This is a genomic window from Rhizobium sp. YJ-22 (assembly GCF_029601685.1).
GTDB lineage: Bacteria > Pseudomonadota > Alphaproteobacteria > Rhizobiales > Rhizobiaceae > Metarhizobium.
Map to the genome: position 1 here is coordinate 42650 of NZ_JARRIR010000002.1, position 19004 is coordinate 61653.

The following is a 19004-nucleotide window of genomic DNA, read 5'->3' on the forward strand; positions in this document are numbered from 1 at the left end:
ATTTTCCTGCAGGGCAGGAACCTTGTTACGCTTGACCTGTGCCTGGCGAGGCTTGCGGATCAGCTGGTTTACGGTAGGCATTGAACCATCCCTTGCGACTAAACTTGCCCTTGCGGGCGTTTTCCTGCCGTTTCCGGCGACGAGCACACGCGTCTTTCATGCACAAACGTGGCCCTATCCGCGTTCGACGGATGGACCACGGGAACCAGAGGACGTGTGAGGGTCACGCGTCTTGCGAGCGGCATTTCATGTCAACGTGCGTTTTGGTACCTTGCGAGAAGCCATTTCCGGGCGCAATAACCCGTAAAGCCATGCCTTGCATGGGAACCGATGTGCGGCGTACTACTGATTAAACCCCTAAACGTCAAGGGCATTTGCGTATATTGTCACCGCGCGCGGCCTGACGCGGCGGCTTGCGCCGCGTTTCCGACTAAAATTGCCGGCAATCCTCATTCGGCGCAAGATAATTCTCCGTGAAGCCCTGCTCTTCTGCTAGTCAGGGGCGCCGCGCCAGCGGCCGCAGCCAGTTTTCCGACTCGCATCGGGCGAGTCGCGGGCGGTTTTCCCGCGGAAAGGACGATCTCATGATTTCCACCTATGACAACGACAACCACAACGATTCCCCCTTCGTCTTCATCGTTATCGGCCGCGCATATCTGGAGAAGGATGGCGAAGGGATTGAACTGCATGTGATGCTGCAGGCGCCGGATGACGATTCCGCCGTGCGCATGACGCTAAACGCGCTGCAGGAGGAAGGTTTCCTCGAAGCTGACCTCGACCAGATCGGCACCATCACCGAACCGCCGGTCGACGAACCGCACGCCTCCGCCTATCAGGGCGCGCTCGAAGGCGAAGTCGCGATCATCCGCTTCGGCTGATCCGCCTCTGCCCTTCCTTTCTCAAGCAGGTTGAAACACAAAAACGCCCGGATTGCTCCGGGCGTTTTGTCTTGTCTCGGAGGCCGGCCGATTATTCGGCGGCCGGTGCGTTCTCGCCGGCGAGATCCTGCAACATTGGCGTTGCGGTTCCTGCCCCGCTGCTCTTGCGACGCTCTTCGAGGATCAGCTCGTCGCGCGAGGTGGCGATACGGCGGATCTGGGTCATGGTGCCGCCGGTACCGGCCGGGATGAGGCGGCCGACGATAACGTTTTCCTTCAGACCCTGCAGCGTGTCGGTCTTGCCGGCGATCGCCGCTTCCGTCAGCACCTTCGTCGTTTCCTGGAAGGACGCGGCGGAGATGAAGGACGGCGTCTGCAGCGAGGCCTTGGTGATGCCGAGCAGCACCGGTTCGCCCGAAGCCGGCTTCTTGCCCACTTCGATCAGATGATCGTTGGTGTCTTCCAGCTCGATCCGGTCGACATTGTCGCCGACGATATAGGTCGAGTCGCCCGCATCGGTGATCTCCACCTTCTGCAGCATCTGGCGCACGATCACTTCGATGTGCTTGTCGTTGATGACAACGCCCTGCAGACGGTAGACTTCCTGGATCTCGTTGACGAGGTAGGAAGCGAGTGCTTCCACGCCCTTGATCGCCAGGATGTCGTGCGGCGCCGGGTTGCCGTCGAGGATGTAGTCGCCCTTCTCGATGTAGTCGCCTTCCTGAAGATGGAAAGGCTTACCCTTCGGGATCAGGTATTCGACCGGCTCGACACCGTCCTCCGACGGCTCGATGATCACGCGACGCTTGTTCTTGTAGTCGCGTCCCAGGCGGATCGTGCCATCGATTTCTGCGATGATGGCGTGATCCTTCGGACGACGCGCTTCGAACAGTTCGGCAACCCGCGGCAGACCGCCGGTGATGTCCTTGGTCTTGGCGCTTTCCATCGGCGAACGGGCAAGCACGTCACCCTGGCTGACCTTCTGACCCGGTTCGACCGACAGGATCGCATCGACCGACAGAAGGAAGCGGGCTTCGCCACCGCGCGACAGCTTCATGACGTTGCCGCCGGCATCCTTGATGACGATCGCCGGCTTCAGGTCGGAGCCGCGCGGCGTCGAACGCCAGTCGATAACCTGGCGCTTGGTGATACCGGTGGACTCGTCGGTCGCTTCGAGAACCGACAGGCCATCGACCAGGTCTTCGAAATGAACGACGCCTTCCACTTCCGTCATCATCGGACGGGTGTAGGGATCCCACTCGGCCAGACGTTGGCCGCGCTTGACCTTGTCACCATCGTCCACGAACAGCTTGGAGCCGTAGGCCACGCGCTGCGAAGACCGCTCGACGCCACGCTCGTCCAGGATCGCGACCGCCATGTTACGACCCATGGCGACGAGATTGCCGTCCGAGTTGCGCAGCATGTTGCGGTTCTTGATCTGGATCGTGCCTTCATAGGACGCTTCCAGGAACGACTGGTCGACCACGTTCGCCGTACCGCCCAGGTGGAAGGTACGCATGGTGAGTTGGGTGCCCGGCTCGCCGATCGACTGCGCCGCGATGACGCCGACCGCTTCGCCCATGTTGACCGGCGTGCCGCGCGCGAGGTCGCGGCCATAGCAGATCGAGCAAACGCCGGTCTGCACTTCGCAGGTCAGGGCCGAGCGGATGCGGATCGACTGGATACCGGCCTTCTCGATTTCGACGACGTCGGCTTCGAGGATCATCTTGCCGGCATCGACGATGCGCTCACCCGTGATCGGATGATCGATGTCGTCGAGCGCCGTGCGGCCGAGGACGCGGGCGCCGATCGAAGCGACCACCTGGCCGGCGTCGACGATGGCGGTCATGGTCAGGCCGTTCGGCGTGCCGCAATCGACCAGATTGACGATGCAATCCTGGGCGACGTCGACGAGACGGCGGGTCAGGTAACCGGAGTTCGCGGTCTTCAAGGCGGTGTCTGCCAGACCCTTACGGGCGCCGTGCGTCGAGTTGAAGTACTCGTTCACGGTCAGGCCTTCCTTGAAGTTCGAGATGATCGGCGTCTCGATGATTTCACCCGACGGCTTGGCCATCAGGCCGCGCATGCCGCCCAACTGGCGCATCTGGTTCGGCGAACCGCGGGCACCCGAGTGGGACATCATGTAGATCGCGTTCATCGGCTTCTGGCGGCCGGTCTCGGGGTCGAACTCGACGGCCTTGATGCGGGCCATCATGTCTTCCGCGACCTTTTCGGTGGCCTTGCCCCATGCGTCGACGACCTTGTTGTACTTTTCGCCCTGGGTGATCAGGCCGTCATTGTACTGCTGCTCGTATTCCTTGACGAGCGACTCGGTGTCGCCGACGATCTTCGCCTTGCTGTCCGGGATCACCATGTCGTCCTTGCCGAACGAAATGCCGGCGCGGCAGGCATGGGTGAAGCCGAGCTGCATGATGCGGTCGCAGAAGATGACCGTGTCCTTCTGGCCGCAATGGCGGTAGACGGTGTCGATCATCTTGGAGATGTTCTTCTTGGTCATCTCCTGGTTGCAGATATCGAACGGAATATTGCCGTTCTTCGGCAGCAACTCGCCGATGATCATGCGGCCGGGGGTCGTTTCATAGATCTTCGACACCGGATTGCCATCGAGATCGACGGACTTGAAGCGGCCGCGGATCTTGGCGTGCAGCGTCACGACCTTGTTTTCCAGAGCATGGTGCAGTTCGCCCATGTCCGAGAAGGCCATGCCTTCGCCCGGCTCGTTCTGGTTCAGGATCGACAGGTAGTACAGGCCGAGAACCATGTCCTGCGAAGGAACGATGATCGGGGCGCCGTTGGCCGGATGCAGGATGTTGTTGGTCGACATCATCAGCACACGCGCTTCCAGCTGCGCTTCCAGCGACAGCGGAACGTGAACGGCCATCTGGTCGCCGTCGAAGTCGGCGTTGAAGGCGGTGCAGACGAGCGGATGCAGCTGGATCGCCTTGCCTTCGACCAGGATCGGTTCGAAGGCCTGGATGCCCAGGCGGTGCAGCGTCGGTGCGCGGTTCAGCAGCACCGGATGCTCGCGGATGACCTCGTCGAGGATATCCCAGACTTCCGGCTTCTCTTTTTCAACCAGCTTCTTGGCCTGCTTGACGGTCGAGGAGAAACCCTTGGCGTCGAGGCGGGCGTAGATGAACGGCTTGAACAGTTCGAGCGCCATCTTCTTCGGCAGGCCGCACTGGTGCAGCTTCAGTTCCGGACCGGTCACGATGACCGAACGGCCGGAATAGTCGACGCGCTTGCCGAGCAGGTTCTGGCGGAAGCGGCCCTGCTTGCCCTTGAGCATGTCGGACAGCGACTTCAGCGGACGCTTGTTGGCACCGGTGATGACGCGGCCGCGGCGGCCGTTGTCGAACAGGGCGTCAACCGATTCCTGAAGCATGCGCTTCTCGTTGCGGATGATGATGCCCGGTGCGCGCAGCTCGATGAGGCGCTTCAGACGGTTGTTACGGTTGATGACGCGGCGATACAGGTCGTTGAGGTCCGACGTCGCGAAACGGCCGCCGTCCAGCGGAACCAGCGGGCGCAGGTCCGGCGGGATCACCGGAACGACCTTCATGATCATCCATTCCGGGCGGTTGCCAGAATCGATGAAGTTCTCGACGATCTTCAGCCGCTTCATCAGCTTCTTCTGCTTCAGATCCGACGTGGTGTCGGCCAGATCAGAGCGCAGGTCGCCGGCCAGCTTGTCGAGGTTCATCGACGCCAGCATTTCATAGATGGCTTCGGCGCCGATCATCGCCGTGAACTGGTCTTCACCATATTCGTCGACGGCGATCATGTATTCTTCTTCGGACAGAAGCTGGTTCGCCTTCAGCGCGGTCAGGCCCGGCTCGGTGACGATATAGTTCTCGAAATAGAGAACGCGCTCGACATCCTTCAGCGTCATGTCGAGCAGCGTCGAGATGCGCGAGGGAAGCGACTTCAGGAACCAGATATGGGCAACCGGCGCTGCCAGCTCGATATGGCCCATGCGCTCGCGGCGAACGCGCGACAGCGTCACTTCGACGCCGCACTTTTCGCAGATGATGCCCTTGTACTTCATGCGCTTGTACTTGCCGCACAGGCACTCGTAGTCCTTGATCGGGCCGAAGATGCGCGCGCAGAACAGGCCGTCACGCTCGGGCTTGAACGTGCGGTAGTTGATGGTTTCCGGCTTCTTGATCTCACCGTAGGACCACGACAGAATCTTCTCCGGAGACGCAATCGAAATCCGGATGGAATCGAAGGTCTGCGCAGGCAACTGCGGGTTGAAAAGGTTCATGACCTCTTGGTTCATGCCTATCTCCTTATGGGGCTGGCGAAGCCCTCAACTTGCGTCCCTGCCCGGCAATTCCCGGGAACCGGGCCGGACGCATTAAACGACGGTAACCGCAGAATGCGGCAAAAATCCCCGTTTCCAGCCCGGCGAAAAGCTGGCTCGAAACGGGAACGGTGCGCGCCGGCGTGGGCGCGCACCCTGTCGATCCTTATTCCGCGGCGTCGGGAAGCTGCTGGCCGCCATTCTCGTCGAGCTTGGAATTCTCCAGTTCGACGGAAAGGCCGAGCGAGCGCATTTCCTTGACGAGAACGTTGAAGCTTTCCGGAATACCGGCCTCGAACGTGTCGTCGCCACGCACGATGGCCTCGTAGACCTTGGTGCGGCCGGCAACGTCGTCCGACTTGACGGTGAGCATTTCCTGCAGCGTGTAAGCCGCACCATATGCTTCCAGAGCCCAGACTTCCATTTCCCCGAAGCGCTGTCCGCCGAACTGCGCCTTGCCACCCAGCGGCTGCTGGGTCACGAGGGAGTACGGGCCGATCGAACGGGCATGGATCTTGTCGTCGACCAGGTGGTTCAGCTTGATCATGTACATGTAGCCGACGGTCACCTTGCGGTCGAAGGCTTCACCGGTACGGCCGTCATACAGGACCGACTGACCCGATTCGTTCAGGCCCGCCTTCTTCAGCATCGCGGCAACGTCCGGCTCATGCGCGCCGTCGAAGACCGGCGTGGCGATCGAAACGCCGCGCTTGGCCTCTTCGGCAAGCTTCACCAGCGACTCGTCGTCGAACCGCTTGACCTCGTCATGGGCTTCGCTTGCGTAGATCTCGGTCAGCTCACTGCGCAGCTCGGAGATGTCCATCGTCTTGCGATAGGCTTCGAGCATGTCGCCGATCTTCTTGCCCATGCCTGCGCATGCCCATGCGAGGTGGGTTTCGAGGATCTGGCCGACGTTCATGCGCGAGGGAACGCCAAGCGGGTTCAAGCAGATGTCGACATGCGTGCCGTCTTCCAGGAACGGCATGTCTTCGATCGGCACGATGCGCGACACGACACCCTTGTTGCCGTGACGGCCGGCCATCTTGTCGCCCGGCTGGATCTTGCGCTTCACGGCGACGAAGACCTTGACCATCTTCATGACGCCCGGAGGCATTTCATCGCCGCGCTGGACCTTCTCGACCTTGTCCATGAAGCGCTGTTCGAGGCGCGACTTGGATTCGTCGTACTGGCCGCGGAGCGCTTCGATCTCGCCCTGCACCTTCTCGTCCTCGACGGCGAACATCCACCACTGCGAGCGGGGATATTCCGAGACGATGGCGTTGGAAAGCTCGACGCCCTTCTTGAAGCCCTTCGGACCGGCGACGGAGACCTGGCCGCGCAGCATGTCGACCAGGCGGCCGTAGACGTTGCGGTCGAGGATCGCCTGTTCGTCGTCGCGGTCCTTGGCGAGGCGTTCGATTTCCTCGCGCTCGATCGCCATCGCGCGCTCGTCCTTTTCAACGCCGTGGCGGTTGAAGACGCGCACTTCGACGACGGTCCCGAACGTGCCCGGAGGCATGCGCATCGAGGTGTCGCGAACGTCGGAAGCCTTTTCGCCGAAGATGGCGCGCAGAAGCTTTTCTTCCGGCGTCATCGGGCTTTCACCCTTCGGCGTGATCTTGCCGACCAGGATATCGCCCGGCTGAACTTCCGCACCGATATACACGATACCGGCTTCGTCCAGGTTCTTCAGCGCTTCTTCCGAAACATTCGGAATGTCGCGGGTGATTTCTTCCGGACCCAGCTTCGTGTCGCGCGCCATCACTTCGAATTCCTCGATGTGGATGGAGGTGAACACGTCGTCGGAAACGATACGCTCCGACATCAGGATCGAGTCTTCGTAGTTGTAGCCGTTCCAGGGCATGAACGCGACGAGCGCGTTGCGGCCGAGAGCCAGATCGCCCAGATCCGTCGACGGACCGTCGGCAATGATGTCGCCCTTGTTGAGGACGTCACCGACCGTCACCAGCGGGCGCTGATTGACGCAGGTGTTCTGGTTCGAACGCTGGAACTTCTGCAGGCGGTAGATATCGACGCCCGACTTGCCGGCATCGAGGTCTTCCGTGGCGCGGATAACAATACGGGTGGCATCGACCTGGTCGACCACACCGCCACGACGGGCCGCGATGGCAGCGCCGGAGTCGCGAGCCACGATCGGTTCCATGCCGGTGCCGACGAACGGCGCTTCGGCGCGCACCAGCGGTACGGCCTGACGCTGCATGTTCGAGCCCATGAGCGCGCGGTTGGCGTCGTCGTTCTCAAGGAACGGGATGAGCGCCGCCGCCACCGAAACGAGCTGCTTCGGCGAAACGTCCATCAGGTTGATGTTATCGCGCGGGGCGAGCATGACTTCGCCGGCATGACGGCAGACGACGAACTCTTCCGCGAACGAATTGTCGGCGTTCAGCGGCGAGTTGGCCTGCGCGACATGGTACTTGGCCTCTTCCATGGCGGAGAGGTAGACCACGTCGTTGGTAACGCTGCCGTCCACGATCTTGCGGTACGGGCTTTCGATGAAGCCGTACTTGTTGACGCGGGCGAAGGTCGCGAGCGAGTTGATCAGACCGATGTTCGGTCCCTCTGGCGTTTCGATCGGGCAAATACGGCCGTAATGGGTCGGGTGAACGTCGCGGACTTCGAAGCCGGCGCGCTCACGGGTCAGACCGCCCGGACCAAGAGCCGAGAGACGGCGCTTGTGGGTGATTTCCGAAAGCGGGTTCACCTGGTCCATGAACTGCGACAGCTGCGACGAACCGAAGAATTCGCGCACGGCAGCCGCGGCCGGCTTGGCGTTGATCAGATCCTGCGGCATGACCGTGTCGATCTCGATCGACGACATGCGCTCCTTGATGGCGCGCTCCATGCGCAGCAGGCCGAGGCGATACTGGTTTTCCATCAGCTCGCCGACCGAACGGACGCGGCGGTTGCCGAGATTGTCGATATCGTCGATCTCGCCCTTGCCGTCACGCAGCTCGACCAGCATCTTGACCACGGCCAGGATGTCGTCCTTGCGCAGCGTGCGCACCGTGTCCGCGACGTCGAGGTCGAGACGCATGTTCATCTTGACGCGACCGACGGCCGACAGGTCGTAACGCTCGGCGTCGAAGAACAGCGAGTTGAACATCGCTTCGGCCGATTCCATGGTCGGCGGTTCGCCCGGACGCATGACGCGGTAGATGTCGAACAGCGCGTCCTGGCGGTTCTCGTTCTTGTCCGCAGCAAGCGTGTTGCGGATATAGGCGCCGACATTGATATGGTCGATGCCGAGAACCGGAATCTCGGTGAAACCGGCATTCAGGATGACCGGCAGGGTCTTCTCGTCGATCTCGTCGCCGGCCTCGAGATAGATCTCGCCCGTCGAATAGTTGACGATGTCTTCCGCCAGGAAGTTACCGTACAGGTCTTCGTCCGTCGCCTGCAGGGCCTTCAGGCCCTTCTCGGTAAGCTGGCGCAGCAGGCGCGGGGTCAGTTTCTTGCCGGCTTCGACCACGACTTCGCCGCTGTCTGCGTCGATCATGTCGTTGATCGTCTTGGTGCCCTTCAGCACCTCCGGCTGGAACGGAATCCGCCAGCCGCCCTTGGCGTCGCGCTCGTAGAGCGACTTGGTGTAGAAGGTCTCGAGGATCTGCTCGCCATCCATGCCGAGCGCCATCAAGAGCGACGTCACCGGAATCTTGCGGCGACGGTCGATACGCGCATAGACGATGTCCTTGGCGTCGAATTCGATGTCGAGCCAGGAGCCGCGATAGGGGATGACGCGGGCGGCGAACAGCAGCTTGCCCGAGGAGTGGCTCTTGCCCTTGTCGTGATCGAAGAACACGCCGGGCGAACGGTGCATCTGGGAGACGATGACGCGCTCGGTACCGTTGACGATGAACGTGCCGTTGTCGGTCATGAGCGGCATGTCGCCCATGTAGACGGACTGTTCCTTGATGTCCTTGATCGACTTCGCGCCCGTATCCTCGTCGATATCGAACACGATGAGACGCAGGGTCACTTTCAGCGGCGCCGCGAAGGTGAGGTCACGCTGACGGCATTCCTCGACGTCGAACTTCGGAGGTTCAAACTCATAGGAGACGAATTCGAGCATCGATGCACCGGAAAAATCGGTGATCGGGAAAACGGACTTGAAAACGGACTGCAGCCCCTCGTCCGGACGACCGCCCTTGGGCTCGTCGACCATGAGGAACTGATCGTAGGATGCCTTTTGAACCTCGATGAGGTTCGGCATCTGCGTGACTTCTGGGATTTTTCCGAAAAACTTGCGTACGCGCCTGCGACCATTATACGAAAGGGTCTGAGCCATCGTCGCTCCTTCAAACTTTGTGCATCCGGGCCTGCAACGGACGGGGTTCGCTGGCCAGTCGATCCCGTCGATCAATGGGAAGTTCAAACTCGTTCCGGGGCGAAAGCGTGGGCCGGATTGCCTGCACGTTCCCGTCCGGAACCATCCTCTTGAAGAACCCATTACCCAAAAGCCGTTTTTCACCGCGGCTTTTGGGTAATATGTTTGAAGGGATGCGAAATCCGGGAGAGGAAAACCTCTCCCGGAGCATTCCGATATTACTTGACGTCGACCTTGGCGCCGGCATCCTCAAGCTTCTTCTTGAGATCAGCGGCTTCAGCCTTGGAAACGCCTTCCTTGACAGCCTTCGGAGCGCCTTCGACCAGGTCCTTGGCTTCCTTGAGGCCGAGACCGGTGATGGCGCGGACTTCCTTGATGACGTTGATCTTGTTGGCGCCGGCATCAGCGAGGATGACGTCGAACTCGGTCTTTTCTTCTTCGACCGGAGCAGCGGCAGCAGCGCCGCCAGCAGCAGCAACAGCAACCGGAGCAGCGGCGGAAACGCCCCACTTTTCTTCGAGCAGCTTGGAAAGCTCAGCGGCTTCCAGAACGGTCAGGGCGGACAGGTCTTCAACGATCTTTGCGAGATCAGCCATTGTAGTAGTTCCTTTTGTTCGGTTCGAACTGGTTTAAATTGTACAGCGAAAACCGCCTTACGCGGCTTCGTCCTTCTTGGCATATGCCGAGAACACGCGGGCGAGCTGTGCCGCCGGTGCCTGGACAACGCCTGCGATGCGCGTGGCCGGGGTCTGAATCATACCCACCAGTCTTGCACGCAGTTCGTCCAGCGAAGGCAGGGTCGCGAGCGACTTGACTGCATCCGCATTGAGCGTCGTTGCCCCCATGGCGCCACCGAGAACAACGATCTTGTCGTTGGTCTTGGCGAAATCCATGACGATTTTCGGAGCCGTGATCGGGTCGGCGCTGAAAGCGATCAGCGTCTGGCCCTTGAAGAGATTTGTCATCCCTTCGGACTCCGTGCCCTGAAGAGCGATCTTGGCCAGGCGGTTCTTCGCGACTTTGACGGTGCCGCCAGCAGCGCGCATCTTCGAACGGAAGTCGTTCATCTGCGCAACTGTGACACCAGCATAGTGGGCCACGACAACCGAACCGGAAGCCTTGAAGACTTCGTTCAGCTCCGTGACGAATTCGCGTTTTTCCGCTCTTTCCACTGTCTGTCTCCAGTAGACGGGACCGCAATCCTGCAAGTCCCATCGGGTTTGCCTTTGCCGCCAACAATCTCCTCGAAAGGAGATCCAAAGCGACGCTTGAGGATCCTGTCCCCTCCGCGCTGTCGCCGTAGCTCCAGGCAAAAGGCACTCTAGGTTCGAACCGAAAGCGTTTGGAAACGCTTTAAAACTCGGGTCTCACCCGTCTCATGCAGGCCAAGTGATTAAGGGAAAACCACCTGCAATCTCGGACAGGAGTTCCGGATAACTCCGGAAATCTCCGGCCCCGAAGGGCCGGAAATCTTTAAATCCGGACGAGTGAAAGTCCGGAAAACTTGAAAAATCAGGCGGCGGTGACCGAGGACGGCTCGACCTTGACGCCCGGGCCCATCGTCGAGGAGATGGCGACGCGCTTCAGGTAGTTGCCCTTGGCACCAGCCGGCTTCGCCTTGATGACGGCGTCGGCGAATGCCTTGATGTTCTCTTCGAGAGCCTTGGCATCGAACGAGGCCTTGCCGATACCGGCATGGATGATACCAGCCTTCTCGACGCGGAACTCGACGGCGCCGCCCTTGGATGCCTTGACGGCACCGGTGACGTCCATCGTGACCGTACCGACCTTCGGGTTCGGCATCATGCCGCGCGGGCCGAGAACCTTACCGAGGCGGCCGACGAGCGGCATCATGTCCGGGGTGGCGATGCAGCGATCGAAGTCGATCTTGCCGCCCTGGACGATTTCGAGCAGGTCTTCGGCGCCGACGATGTCTGCACCGGCAGCCTTGGCTTCGTCAGCCTTGGCGCCACGTGCGAAGACGGCGACGCGAACGTCGCGGCCCGTGCCGTTCGGCAAGTTGACCACACCGCGAACCATCTGGTCGGCGTGACGCGGGTCGACGCCGAGGTTCATGGCGATTTCGACGGTTTCGTCGAACTTGGCGGTGGCACGCTCCTTGACGAGGGCGATGGCGTCCGTGAGAGCGACCAGCTTGGTGGGGTCGATGCCTTCGCGGATCTTCTGAATGCGCTTTGCGAGCTTTGCCATGTTATGCCACCACTTCCAGACCCATGGCGCGGGCGGAGCCCTCGATCATGGCCATTGCGCCTTCGATATCGGCGGCGTTCAGATCCTTCATCTTCGCTTCCGCGATCGACTTGATCTGAGCCTTGGTGAGCTTGGCGGCGGCAGCGCCCTTGCCCGGCGTCTTCGAGCCGGACTGGATCTTCGCTTCCTTCTTGAGGAAGTAGCTGACCGGCGGCTGCTTCATCGCGAAAGTGAAGGACTTATCCTGGTAATAGGTGATGACGACCGGGATCGGCATACCCTTTTCCATTTCCTGCGTGGCGGCGTTGAACGCCTTGCAGAATTCCATGATGTTGATGCCGCGCTGACCAAGTGCAGGACCGATCGGCGGGGACGGATTGGCCGACCCAGCCTTTACCTGCAGCTTGAGCTGGCCCATGACTTTCTTAGCCATAACTCTCTGCCTTTCTAAAGAGGCCGGAAAACCGGCCGATGATGCCGGACGTCCGTCCGGCGGCTGCGGTTGCGTGGTCCGGTTGATTGACGGCCGGCCAAAGCCGCCTCACCTTCCACGCGCATGCGGACCGGAGGTCCGCGATCGCTCAGACCTTTTCGACCTGAGCGTATTCCAGTTCGACGGGCGTCGCGCGGCCGAAGATCGAGACTTCGACCTTGAGGCGCGAGCGCTCCTCGTCGACATCCTGAACGATGCCATTGAACGAAGCGAACGGACCGTCGGACACCCGAACCTGCTCGCCGATCTCGAAGGAGATCGTGGACTTCGGACGCTCGACGCCCTCCTGGACCTGGCCCAGGATACGGTCGGCTTCGGAGTCCGGGATCGGAACCGGCTTGTTGTCGGAACCGAGGAAACCGGTGACGCGCGGCGTGTTCTTGATCAGGTGATAGGCTTCATCCGTCAAGTCGGCCCGAACCATGACATAGCCCGGAAAGAACTTGCGCTCGGAATCGACCTTGCGACCCCGCCGCACCTCGACCACCTTCTCGGTCGGGACAAGAATCTTTTCGAAGAGATGCTCAAGGCCCTTCTGGCGAACCTTCTCCTCGATCGACTCCGCGACCTTCTTTTCAAAATTCGAATATGCGTGGACGATATACCAGCGCGCCGCCATTGCCTGTCTCCACCCGTATTATCTGCTGATGTTCAGCACGAGGCTCAAAAGCCAGCCCATCAACTGATCCGCGGCGAAGAAGAACAACGCAGCGAAAATAACCATGACCAGCACCATGGCGGTCGAGATCATCGTCTCGCGGCGCGACGGCCACGTGACCTTGGCCGTCTCCGCCCGGACCTGCCGGAGAAACGTAACTGGGTTGGTTTTCGATGCCATTGACTACCCACGCAATTACGGCGCGTAAAGCTGGTTGAATCAGCCCCACGCACCGCGTGTCTGTTTGAACCTTACATAAACATCGAAGACGCGATTCTCAAGTGTCAATTCGATATTTACGGCCTTAGATATGTTTTGCCAAACCAGCGTCGGCTGCATGATACTGCGCCGGATGAAATGGAATGGCAGGGGCAGAGGGGCTCGAACCCCCGACCTGCGGTTTTGGAGACCGCCGCTCTACCAACTGAGCTATACCCCTTCGTCTCCGCCTCCGGCATCGGCTCGCTTTTGCGCCGCACCGTCGGCATGGGGCTCCTTTAAGGCGGCTTGGCCGGCATTGCAAGCCTGTTTTTTCATTTTCCTATCGGGATGGTCAAATTTTCGCAAGAGCACCCTGCCCGCCGGTGGAAAACCGCAAGGCCCTGTTTTCACGCTGCGATTTGAAACAACGGAATCGCATCACAGAACGCAAAAAGCCCCGCCGTTTCCGGCGGGGCTTTTCGAATGGATACCGAGTAAAGACTACTCGATGATCGAGGCGATGATGCCGGCGCCGCCTGCAAATCGCGCTTGCGCGTCATTTGCAGATCTTCACTTGCCGTCGGCAAGCTTACGGCATCGTCATCATCGATTACTCGATGATCGAGGCGACGATGCCGGCGCCGACGGTGCGGCCGCCTTCGCGGATCGCGAAGCGCAGCTTTTCTTCCATCGCGATCGGAACGATCAGCTCGACGTCAACGGTCACGTTGTCGCCCGGCATCACCATTTCCGTGCCTTCCGGCAGCGTCACGATGCCCGTCACGTCCGTCGTGCGGAAGTAGAACTGCGGACGGTAGTTGGTGAAGAACGGCGTATGACGGCCGCCTTCTTCCTTCGTCAGGATGTAGGCTTCGGCCTTGAACTTCTTGTGCGGCTTGACCGAACCCGGCTTGCACAGGATCTGGCCACGCTCGACGCCGTCACGGTTCACACCGCGAACCAGCGCGCCGATGTTGTCGCCGGCCTGGCCCTGGTCGAGCAGCTTGCGGAACATTTCAACGCCGGTCACCGTCGTCTTCGAGGTCGGGCGGATGCCGACGATCTCGACTTCTTCACCGACCTTGACGATGCCGCGCTCGACGCGACCGGTCACGACCGTACCGCGGCCCGAGATCGAGAACACGTCTTCGATCGGCATCAGGAACGGCTGGTCGATCGGACGTTCCGGCGTCGGAATGTAGGCGTCGACTTCTTCCATCAGCTTGCGGACAGCGTTCTCGCCGATTTCCTTGTTGGAATCTTCGAGAGCGGCCAGCGCCGAGCCCTTGACGATCGGAATGTCGTCGCCGGGGAAGTCGTAGGACGACAGCAGTTCGCGCACTTCCAGCTCGACGAGCTCGAGCAGCTCGGCGTCGTCGACCTGGTCGACCTTGTTGAGGAACACGACGATCGCCGGAACGCCGACCTGGCGGGCAAGCAGGATGTGTTCGCGCGTCTGCGGCATCGGGCCGTCAGCAGCCGAGCACACCAGGATCGCACCGTCCATCTGGGCAGCGCCGGTGATCATGTTCTTGACGTAGTCGGCGTGGCCGGGGCAGTCGACGTGGGCGTAGTGGCGGTTGGCGGTCTCGTACTCGACATGCGCCGTCGAGATCGTGATGCCGCGGGCCTTCTCTTCCGGTGCTGCGTCGATCTGGTCGTAAGCCTTGAATTCACCGAAGAACTTGGTGATCGCAGCCGTCAGAGACGTCTTGCCGTGGTCGACGTGGCCGATCGTGCCAATGTTCACGTGCGGCTTGTTGCGCTCAAACTTACTCTTTGCCATTTGAATGCTTCCTGTGGATCGGTAAGAGGAGACCCGGCGAACGGGTTTAGTGCCGCCGTTTAAGGCTTTCGCAATAAATGCGCAAGACTTAAATATTTGCAGCGGGCGGCGGCGAAGCGATAATCCTAGGCTTTGCGCAAATCAGGTTAACGAGCTGAAATCACACAGGCCCAAGACGTCAAACAAGTATGTTTTCGGAAGTTACAGATGGAGCGGGTAGCGGGAATCGAACCCGCGTATTCAGCTTGGAAGGCTGCTGCTCTACCATTGAGCTATACCCGCAGGGTCTGGCGCTTTCCGAGGACGAATGGTGGAGAGAGTTGGATTTGAACCAACGTAGGCTGAGCCAACGGATTTACAGTCCGTCCCCTTTAACCACTCGGGCATCTCTCCAGTTTCGTCCTGGTCGGAAGGCCAAGTTTTCTCGACTTCGTAGCGTGTGCTCCGCTGTCTGTGCGGCGTATATGACTTCCCCGATCCGATCTGTCAACACGCATTCTCATGAATAAATTCGATTTTTTAAAGCGGCTGTGGAAAGCTCGATTTTTCTGGGCTTCGGTCGAAAAACCATCGGCGACCGCCCGTGGCGTCTTTGCGCGCGTCCATGCGATTGTCCCTAGCGGGCCGGTTTTCCCCCCGATATAAAGCGCCATGACCAAGGACAAAGACAACGATAAATCCGCCCGCGACACGCATTACGCCACTCTGCGGCGTGCTCATCGCGATGCCCGCCGAGAGCGTGGCGAGATTCCCACTCCCGACAGCCGCAAGCGCGCCGGCCAGAAGGACTGGAAGCCGCCGGCGCTCGAGGCCAACCAGGTCTTCCTGTATGGCTTGCATACCGTGCGCGCAGCACTGGCCAATCCGCAGCGCAAGAACGTGCGCCTCAGCGTCACACAGAACGCTCTGGCGCGGCTGGAGGTCGAGCCCGAAACGCTCGGCATTCCCGTCGATATCGTCTCGCCGCATGAGATCGAACGCATCCTCGGCCCGGAGGCCATACACCAGGGCGTCATGCTGGAAACCCGTCCCCTGCCCGTGCGCCGGCTGGAAGCGCTGAAGGACAGCCCGCTGATCCTGGTTCTCGACCAGGTGACCGATCCGCACAATGTCGGCGCGCTGATGCGTTCGGCTGTCGCCTTCGATGCCGGCGCGGTCATCACCACGATTCGCCATAGCCCGACCGAATCGGGCGTGCTCGCCAAATCCGCCTCCGGCGCGCTGGAAATGATTCCCTATATCCAGATCACCAATCTGGCGGATGCGCTGGCTGAGTTGCACGACCTCGGCTTCCAGACCCTCGGCCTCGATTCAGAGGGACCGGCGGTTCTCGAAGACAGCTTTTCGGGCGACAAGGTGGCGCTGGTGCTGGGTTCGGAAGGCAAGGGCCTACGCCAGAAGACGCGCGAGACCGTCAGCACGCTCGCCCGCCTCGACATGCCCGGGCAGATCAAGTCGCTGAACGTCTCCAATGCCGCCGCCATCGCGCTCTACGCGACGCGTGCCTATCTCAAGCGCTGACCTCTCAGGCGCGCCGCCACCAGTCGGGATCGCCATCGGCGATCTCGATTCCGGTGGTATCGGCTGCCTGTAGCCAATCGGACACCGGCCGTCCGGAAACGACCATTGCGCCGGCGAAATCGGCGAGTGGCATCAGCACGAAGCCGCGCTCCAGCATCCGCGGATGCGGAATCACCAGTCGCTCACTGTCTAGCGTCAAATCATCATAGGTCAGGATATCGATATCCAGCGTGCGCGGCCCCCAGCGCGCGTCGCGCACCCGCTTCATATGCCGCTCGATATCGAGGCAGAGCGCGATCAGTTCCGCCGGTGTAAGCACGGTGTGCAGTTCCGCGCAGGCGTTGAAGAAATCCGCCTGGTCGGTCTTGCCCCAGGGCGGCGTGCGGTAAAGCCGCGAGACGGCGCTGACCATACAATCGTCGCGGGCGTCGAGCGCCTGCAATGCATCCGCCATGGCGCGGGCGGGATCGCCGAGATTTCCGCCGAGACCCAGCGCCGCGCGATGCGTTAAAGCCTCAGGCACGGTGCTCAACGCTCACCTGGACGTAATCGAGAATGCCTGGCACCGGTGCGCCGGGCTTGCGCACGGTGATTCTGGCGCGGCGCACCTGAGGATGCTGCTGACAGATGGATTTGGCGATGTCATGCGCCAGCGCCTCGATCAGGTAGCGGCGCGTGCCGGTCACGATCGATTCGACGACTTGGAACACCTCGCCGTAATGCACGGTATTGTCGATCGAATCGGTTTCCAGCGCATCGCCTGGGTCGACCTCCATTTCGACATCGACGAAGAAGCGCTGCCCGAGGAATTCTTCCTGCTCGAAAACCCCATGGCGGGCGAAGAAGGCGCAGTTCTGAAGGTGGATGGTGTAGGTGCCGCTCATGCCGCCGCTCCGCTCAAGGCTTTGTCTGGAAGGCGAGCATAGCATCCGCCATTGCCAGCGCATCCCTGTTGATTGCGACATTGTGAACACGGAAAATCGCAAAGCCCTTCATGCGCAACAGCGCCGTCGTCGCCGCCGTCGCCACGTCGCGGTCCTTGGCGTCGCGGCCGGTGACATTGCCGAGAAAGCGCTTCCGCGATGTGCCGGCCAGCAAAGGCAGGCCGAAGACAGCCAGTTCATCGCTTCGCGCCATCAACTCCAGATTGGCCTGAGGCGTTTCCTTGGCAAAGCCGAAACCCGGGTCGAGCACGATGCGCTCGCGGGAAACGCCCGCCGCATCTGTTATGGCAAGCGAGCGGTCGAGGAACAGGCGCTGGTCGGCGATGACGTCGGCAAGCCGTTCGCGGTTACGCCCGGTATGCATCAGGCAAAGCCCGGCGCCGGCTTCGGCGCAGACGGTCGCAAGCTCCGGCTCCTTTTGCGCGGCCCAGACGTCATTGACGATATGGGCGCCGGCGGCAATCGCCAGCCGCGCCGTCTCAGCCCGGTAGGTATCGATGGAAATCAGCGCATCTGTGCGCGCCGCCAGCGCCTCGACGACCGGCAGGACGCGGTCCTGCTCCTGCGCCGCCGAGACAGGATCGGCGCCTGGCCGTGTCGATTCGCCACCGATGTCGAGAATGTCAGCGCCCTCTCCGACGCAGCTAAGCGCATGTTCCACCGCGCTCGCCGCGACGGCATGCTCGCCGCCGTCGGAAAAGGAATCGGGCGTGACGTTGACGATCGCCATCAGGCGGCCGGTCTCGCCGAGCGCCAGCGTGCGGCCATGCGCCACCGGCCAGATGCGTGTTGTCAAAACTGTCACCGAAAAACGATCCCCGGTCAGAAAGTTTGGAGAAGTGCGGCAGCGTGTTGCCTTCGCCGCCGCTATGCCGCAAGCTTGCCGTGGTTTCAACCCGCCTGCCAAGGACGAAATGACCAGATCCGCTGCTTCGCGCCTTTTTCTTGTTCTGCTTGCCACCGCGACGCTTGCCTCCACTGGCGCAAACGCCGAGGTCGTGATCCGCAAGAGCATCCGCTATTTCACCGTCAAGGGCGCCACCGCCGAGCAGCTGGACGACGCGTTGTCGAGGCACGGGCCGAAGACGCTGGCCTCCCCCATGCGCCATCCGGGCGCCACGCGCATAAAATTCGGCGGCTCGGTCACCTATGCCGAGACCGGCCATCTCTGCCGCGTCGACAAGGTGCTGATTACGCTGAGCACGCAACTGATCCTGCCGCGCTGGAACCGCCCGAAAAATGCCTCGAAGGGCCTGGCGATGATCTGGAACACGCTCGCCGCCGATATCAAGCGGCATGAGGAGCGCCATGCCGAGATCGCCCGCAACCATGCCCGGCAGATGGAAAAGAGCTTCTCGCGCCTTGGAGCGGAACGTTCCTGCAAGGTGCTGCAGGCTCGCGTCGCGGAGGTCTCCCGCCGGGAGCTGGACGACCACGACCGCGACCAGGCCCGATTCGACCGGATAGAGGCGGCGAATTTCGAAAGCCGGATGACGCGTCTGATGCGCTACCGGCTATCCGGCCGTTCCGCGCAGGATTGAGCCTTTTCAGGGGCGCCGCCGGAACCGAGTCGAAAAACGGCCTGTCAGTAACGATCCGAAGCTTGCGCGAGGCTTGCTTCGACCCCTGTCAATAACCGG

At 61.1% G+C, this 19004-nt stretch carries 15 protein-coding genes, 3 tRNA genes and 1 pseudogene; 3 read left to right on the forward strand and 16 right to left on the reverse strand.

The window, feature by feature from the left end; translation table 11 throughout:
* Window positions 1-81 (reverse strand): annotated as a pseudogene (locus P7F60_RS04740) (30S ribosomal protein S12); the annotation flags it as partial.
* 503 nt (window positions 82-584) lie between these two features.
* Here P7F60_RS04740 and P7F60_RS04745 point away from each other — a divergent pair.
* Window positions 585-878 carry a transcriptional regulator gene (locus P7F60_RS04745; RefSeq protein WP_277916571.1) on the forward strand — a complete coding sequence of 98 codons (294 nt, stop codon included), beginning with the start codon at window positions 585-587 and terminating at the stop codon, window positions 876-878.
* 91 nt (window positions 879-969) lie between these two features.
* Here P7F60_RS04745 and rpoC read toward each other — a convergent pair whose 3' ends face one another.
* The 12 genes from rpoC to P7F60_RS04805 all read right to left on the reverse strand — a co-directional run bounded on the left by rpoC (window position 970) and on the right by P7F60_RS04805 (window position 15292).
* Complete coding sequence (rpoC, locus tag P7F60_RS04750) at window positions 970-5181, reverse strand: DNA-directed RNA polymerase subunit beta' (protein WP_277916572.1); 4212 nt, start codon at window positions 5179-5181, stop codon at window positions 970-972.
* Between the two features lie 190 nt (window positions 5182-5371).
* Window positions 5372-9511 (reverse strand): DNA-directed RNA polymerase subunit beta, encoded by a 4140-nt coding sequence (gene rpoB, locus P7F60_RS04755; RefSeq protein ID WP_277916573.1) that lies wholly within the window; start codon window positions 9509-9511, stop codon window positions 5372-5374.
* A 257-nt stretch (window positions 9512-9768) separates the two neighbouring features.
* Window positions 9769-10146, reverse strand: a complete 378-nt coding sequence (rplL, locus tag P7F60_RS04760; protein WP_277916574.1) for a 50S ribosomal protein L7/L12 — start codon at window positions 10144-10146, stop codon at window positions 9769-9771.
* 57 nt (window positions 10147-10203) lie between these two features.
* A complete protein-coding gene (gene rplJ, locus P7F60_RS04765; protein ID WP_277916575.1) occupies window positions 10204-10722 on the reverse strand; it encodes a 50S ribosomal protein L10 in 519 nt (172 codons plus the stop codon).
* A gap of 340 nt (window positions 10723-11062) precedes the next feature.
* Complete coding sequence (rplA, locus tag P7F60_RS04770) at window positions 11063-11761, reverse strand: 50S ribosomal protein L1 (RefSeq protein WP_277916576.1); 699 nt, start codon at window positions 11759-11761, stop codon at window positions 11063-11065.
* Window position 11762: 1 nt separating this feature from the next.
* Window positions 11763-12194, reverse strand: coding sequence for a 50S ribosomal protein L11 (gene rplK, locus P7F60_RS04775; protein WP_277916577.1), 432 nt, complete (start codon window positions 12192-12194; stop codon window positions 11763-11765).
* A gap of 148 nt (window positions 12195-12342) precedes the next feature.
* Window positions 12343-12873 (reverse strand): transcription termination/antitermination protein NusG, encoded by a 531-nt coding sequence (nusG, locus tag P7F60_RS04780; RefSeq protein ID WP_277916578.1) that lies wholly within the window; start codon window positions 12871-12873, stop codon window positions 12343-12345.
* A gap of 18 nt (window positions 12874-12891) precedes the next feature.
* The gene (secE, locus tag P7F60_RS04785; RefSeq protein WP_277916579.1) at window positions 12892-13092 is read right to left on the reverse strand and encodes a preprotein translocase subunit SecE; all 201 of its coding nucleotides are present in this window, start codon (window positions 13090-13092) and stop codon (window positions 12892-12894) included.
* 183 nt (window positions 13093-13275) lie between these two features.
* A tRNA-Trp gene (locus tag P7F60_RS04790) sits at window positions 13276-13351 on the reverse strand.
* Window positions 13352-13723: 372 nt separating this feature from the next.
* The gene (gene tuf, locus P7F60_RS04795; protein ID WP_277916568.1) at window positions 13724-14899 is read right to left on the reverse strand and encodes an elongation factor Tu; all 1176 of its coding nucleotides are present in this window, start codon (window positions 14897-14899) and stop codon (window positions 13724-13726) included.
* A gap of 208 nt (window positions 14900-15107) precedes the next feature.
* Window positions 15108-15181: transfer RNA gene (locus P7F60_RS04800), tRNA-Gly, on the reverse strand.
* 26 nt (window positions 15182-15207) lie between these two features.
* A tRNA-Tyr gene (locus tag P7F60_RS04805) sits at window positions 15208-15292 on the reverse strand.
* A gap of 258 nt (window positions 15293-15550) precedes the next feature.
* Here P7F60_RS04805 and P7F60_RS04810 point away from each other — a divergent pair.
* A complete protein-coding gene (locus P7F60_RS04810) occupies window positions 15551-16420 on the forward strand; it encodes an RNA methyltransferase (RefSeq protein ID WP_277916580.1) in 870 nt (289 codons plus the stop codon).
* A 4-nt stretch (window positions 16421-16424) separates the two neighbouring features.
* On the opposite strand, the gene folK is transcribed toward P7F60_RS04810, so the two are convergent.
* From folK to folP, 3 genes are read right to left on the reverse strand one after another with little or no spacing between them, the layout of a single operon-like run.
* Entirely contained in the window at window positions 16425-16943 is a 519-nt protein-coding gene (gene folK / locus P7F60_RS04815; protein ID WP_277916581.1) for a 2-amino-4-hydroxy-6-hydroxymethyldihydropteridine diphosphokinase, read from the reverse strand.
* Complete coding sequence (folB, locus tag P7F60_RS04820; protein ID WP_277916582.1) at window positions 16936-17304, reverse strand: dihydroneopterin aldolase; 369 nt, start codon at window positions 17302-17304, stop codon at window positions 16936-16938. Before folB ends, folK begins: the two co-directional genes overlap by 8 nt.
* A gap of 13 nt (window positions 17305-17317) precedes the next feature.
* On the reverse strand, window positions 17318-18169 hold the full coding sequence (gene folP, locus P7F60_RS04825; RefSeq protein ID WP_277916583.1) for a dihydropteroate synthase: 852 nt from the start codon (window positions 18167-18169) through the stop codon (window positions 17318-17320).
* A gap of 109 nt (window positions 18170-18278) precedes the next feature.
* Between folP and P7F60_RS04830 the strand changes: the two genes are divergently transcribed.
* Window positions 18279-18905 (forward strand): DUF922 domain-containing protein, encoded by a 627-nt coding sequence (locus tag P7F60_RS04830; RefSeq protein ID WP_277916584.1) that lies wholly within the window; start codon window positions 18279-18281, stop codon window positions 18903-18905.
* Window positions 18906-19004: the final 99 nt, after the last annotated feature.

Coding starts and splice junctions, on each gene's coding strand:
- nusG (WP_277916578.1), bottom strand. CDS start 12,873: ATGGCGGCGCGCTGGTATATCGTCCACGCATATTCGAATTTTGAAAAG.
- rpoC (WP_277916572.1), bottom strand. CDS start 5,181: ATGAACCAAGAGGTCATGAACCTTTTCAACCCGCAGTTGCCTGCGCAG.
- P7F60_RS04810 (WP_277916580.1), top strand. CDS start 15,551: ATGACCAAGGACAAAGACAACGATAAATCCGCCCGCGACACGCATTAC.
- rpoB (WP_277916573.1), bottom strand. CDS start 9,511: ATGGCTCAGACCCTTTCGTATAATGGTCGCAGGCGCGTACGCAAGTTT.
- secE (WP_277916579.1), bottom strand. CDS start 13,092: ATGGCATCGAAAACCAACCCAGTTACGTTTCTCCGGCAGGTCCGGGCG.
- P7F60_RS04830 (WP_277916584.1), top strand. CDS start 18,279: ATGACCAGATCCGCTGCTTCGCGCCTTTTTCTTGTTCTGCTTGCCACC.
- tuf (WP_277916568.1), bottom strand. CDS start 14,899: ATGGCAAAGAGTAAGTTTGAGCGCAACAAGCCGCACGTGAACATTGGC.
- rplL (WP_277916574.1), bottom strand. CDS start 10,146: ATGGCTGATCTCGCAAAGATCGTTGAAGACCTGTCCGCCCTGACCGTT.
- P7F60_RS04745 (WP_277916571.1), top strand. CDS start 585: ATGATTTCCACCTATGACAACGACAACCACAACGATTCCCCCTTCGTC.
- folB (WP_277916582.1), bottom strand. CDS start 17,304: ATGAGCGGCACCTACACCATCCACCTTCAGAACTGCGCCTTCTTCGCC.
- rplK (WP_277916577.1), bottom strand. CDS start 12,194: ATGGCTAAGAAAGTCATGGGCCAGCTCAAGCTGCAGGTAAAGGCTGGG.
- rplA (WP_277916576.1), bottom strand. CDS start 11,761: ATGGCAAAGCTCGCAAAGCGCATTCAGAAGATCCGCGAAGGCATCGAC.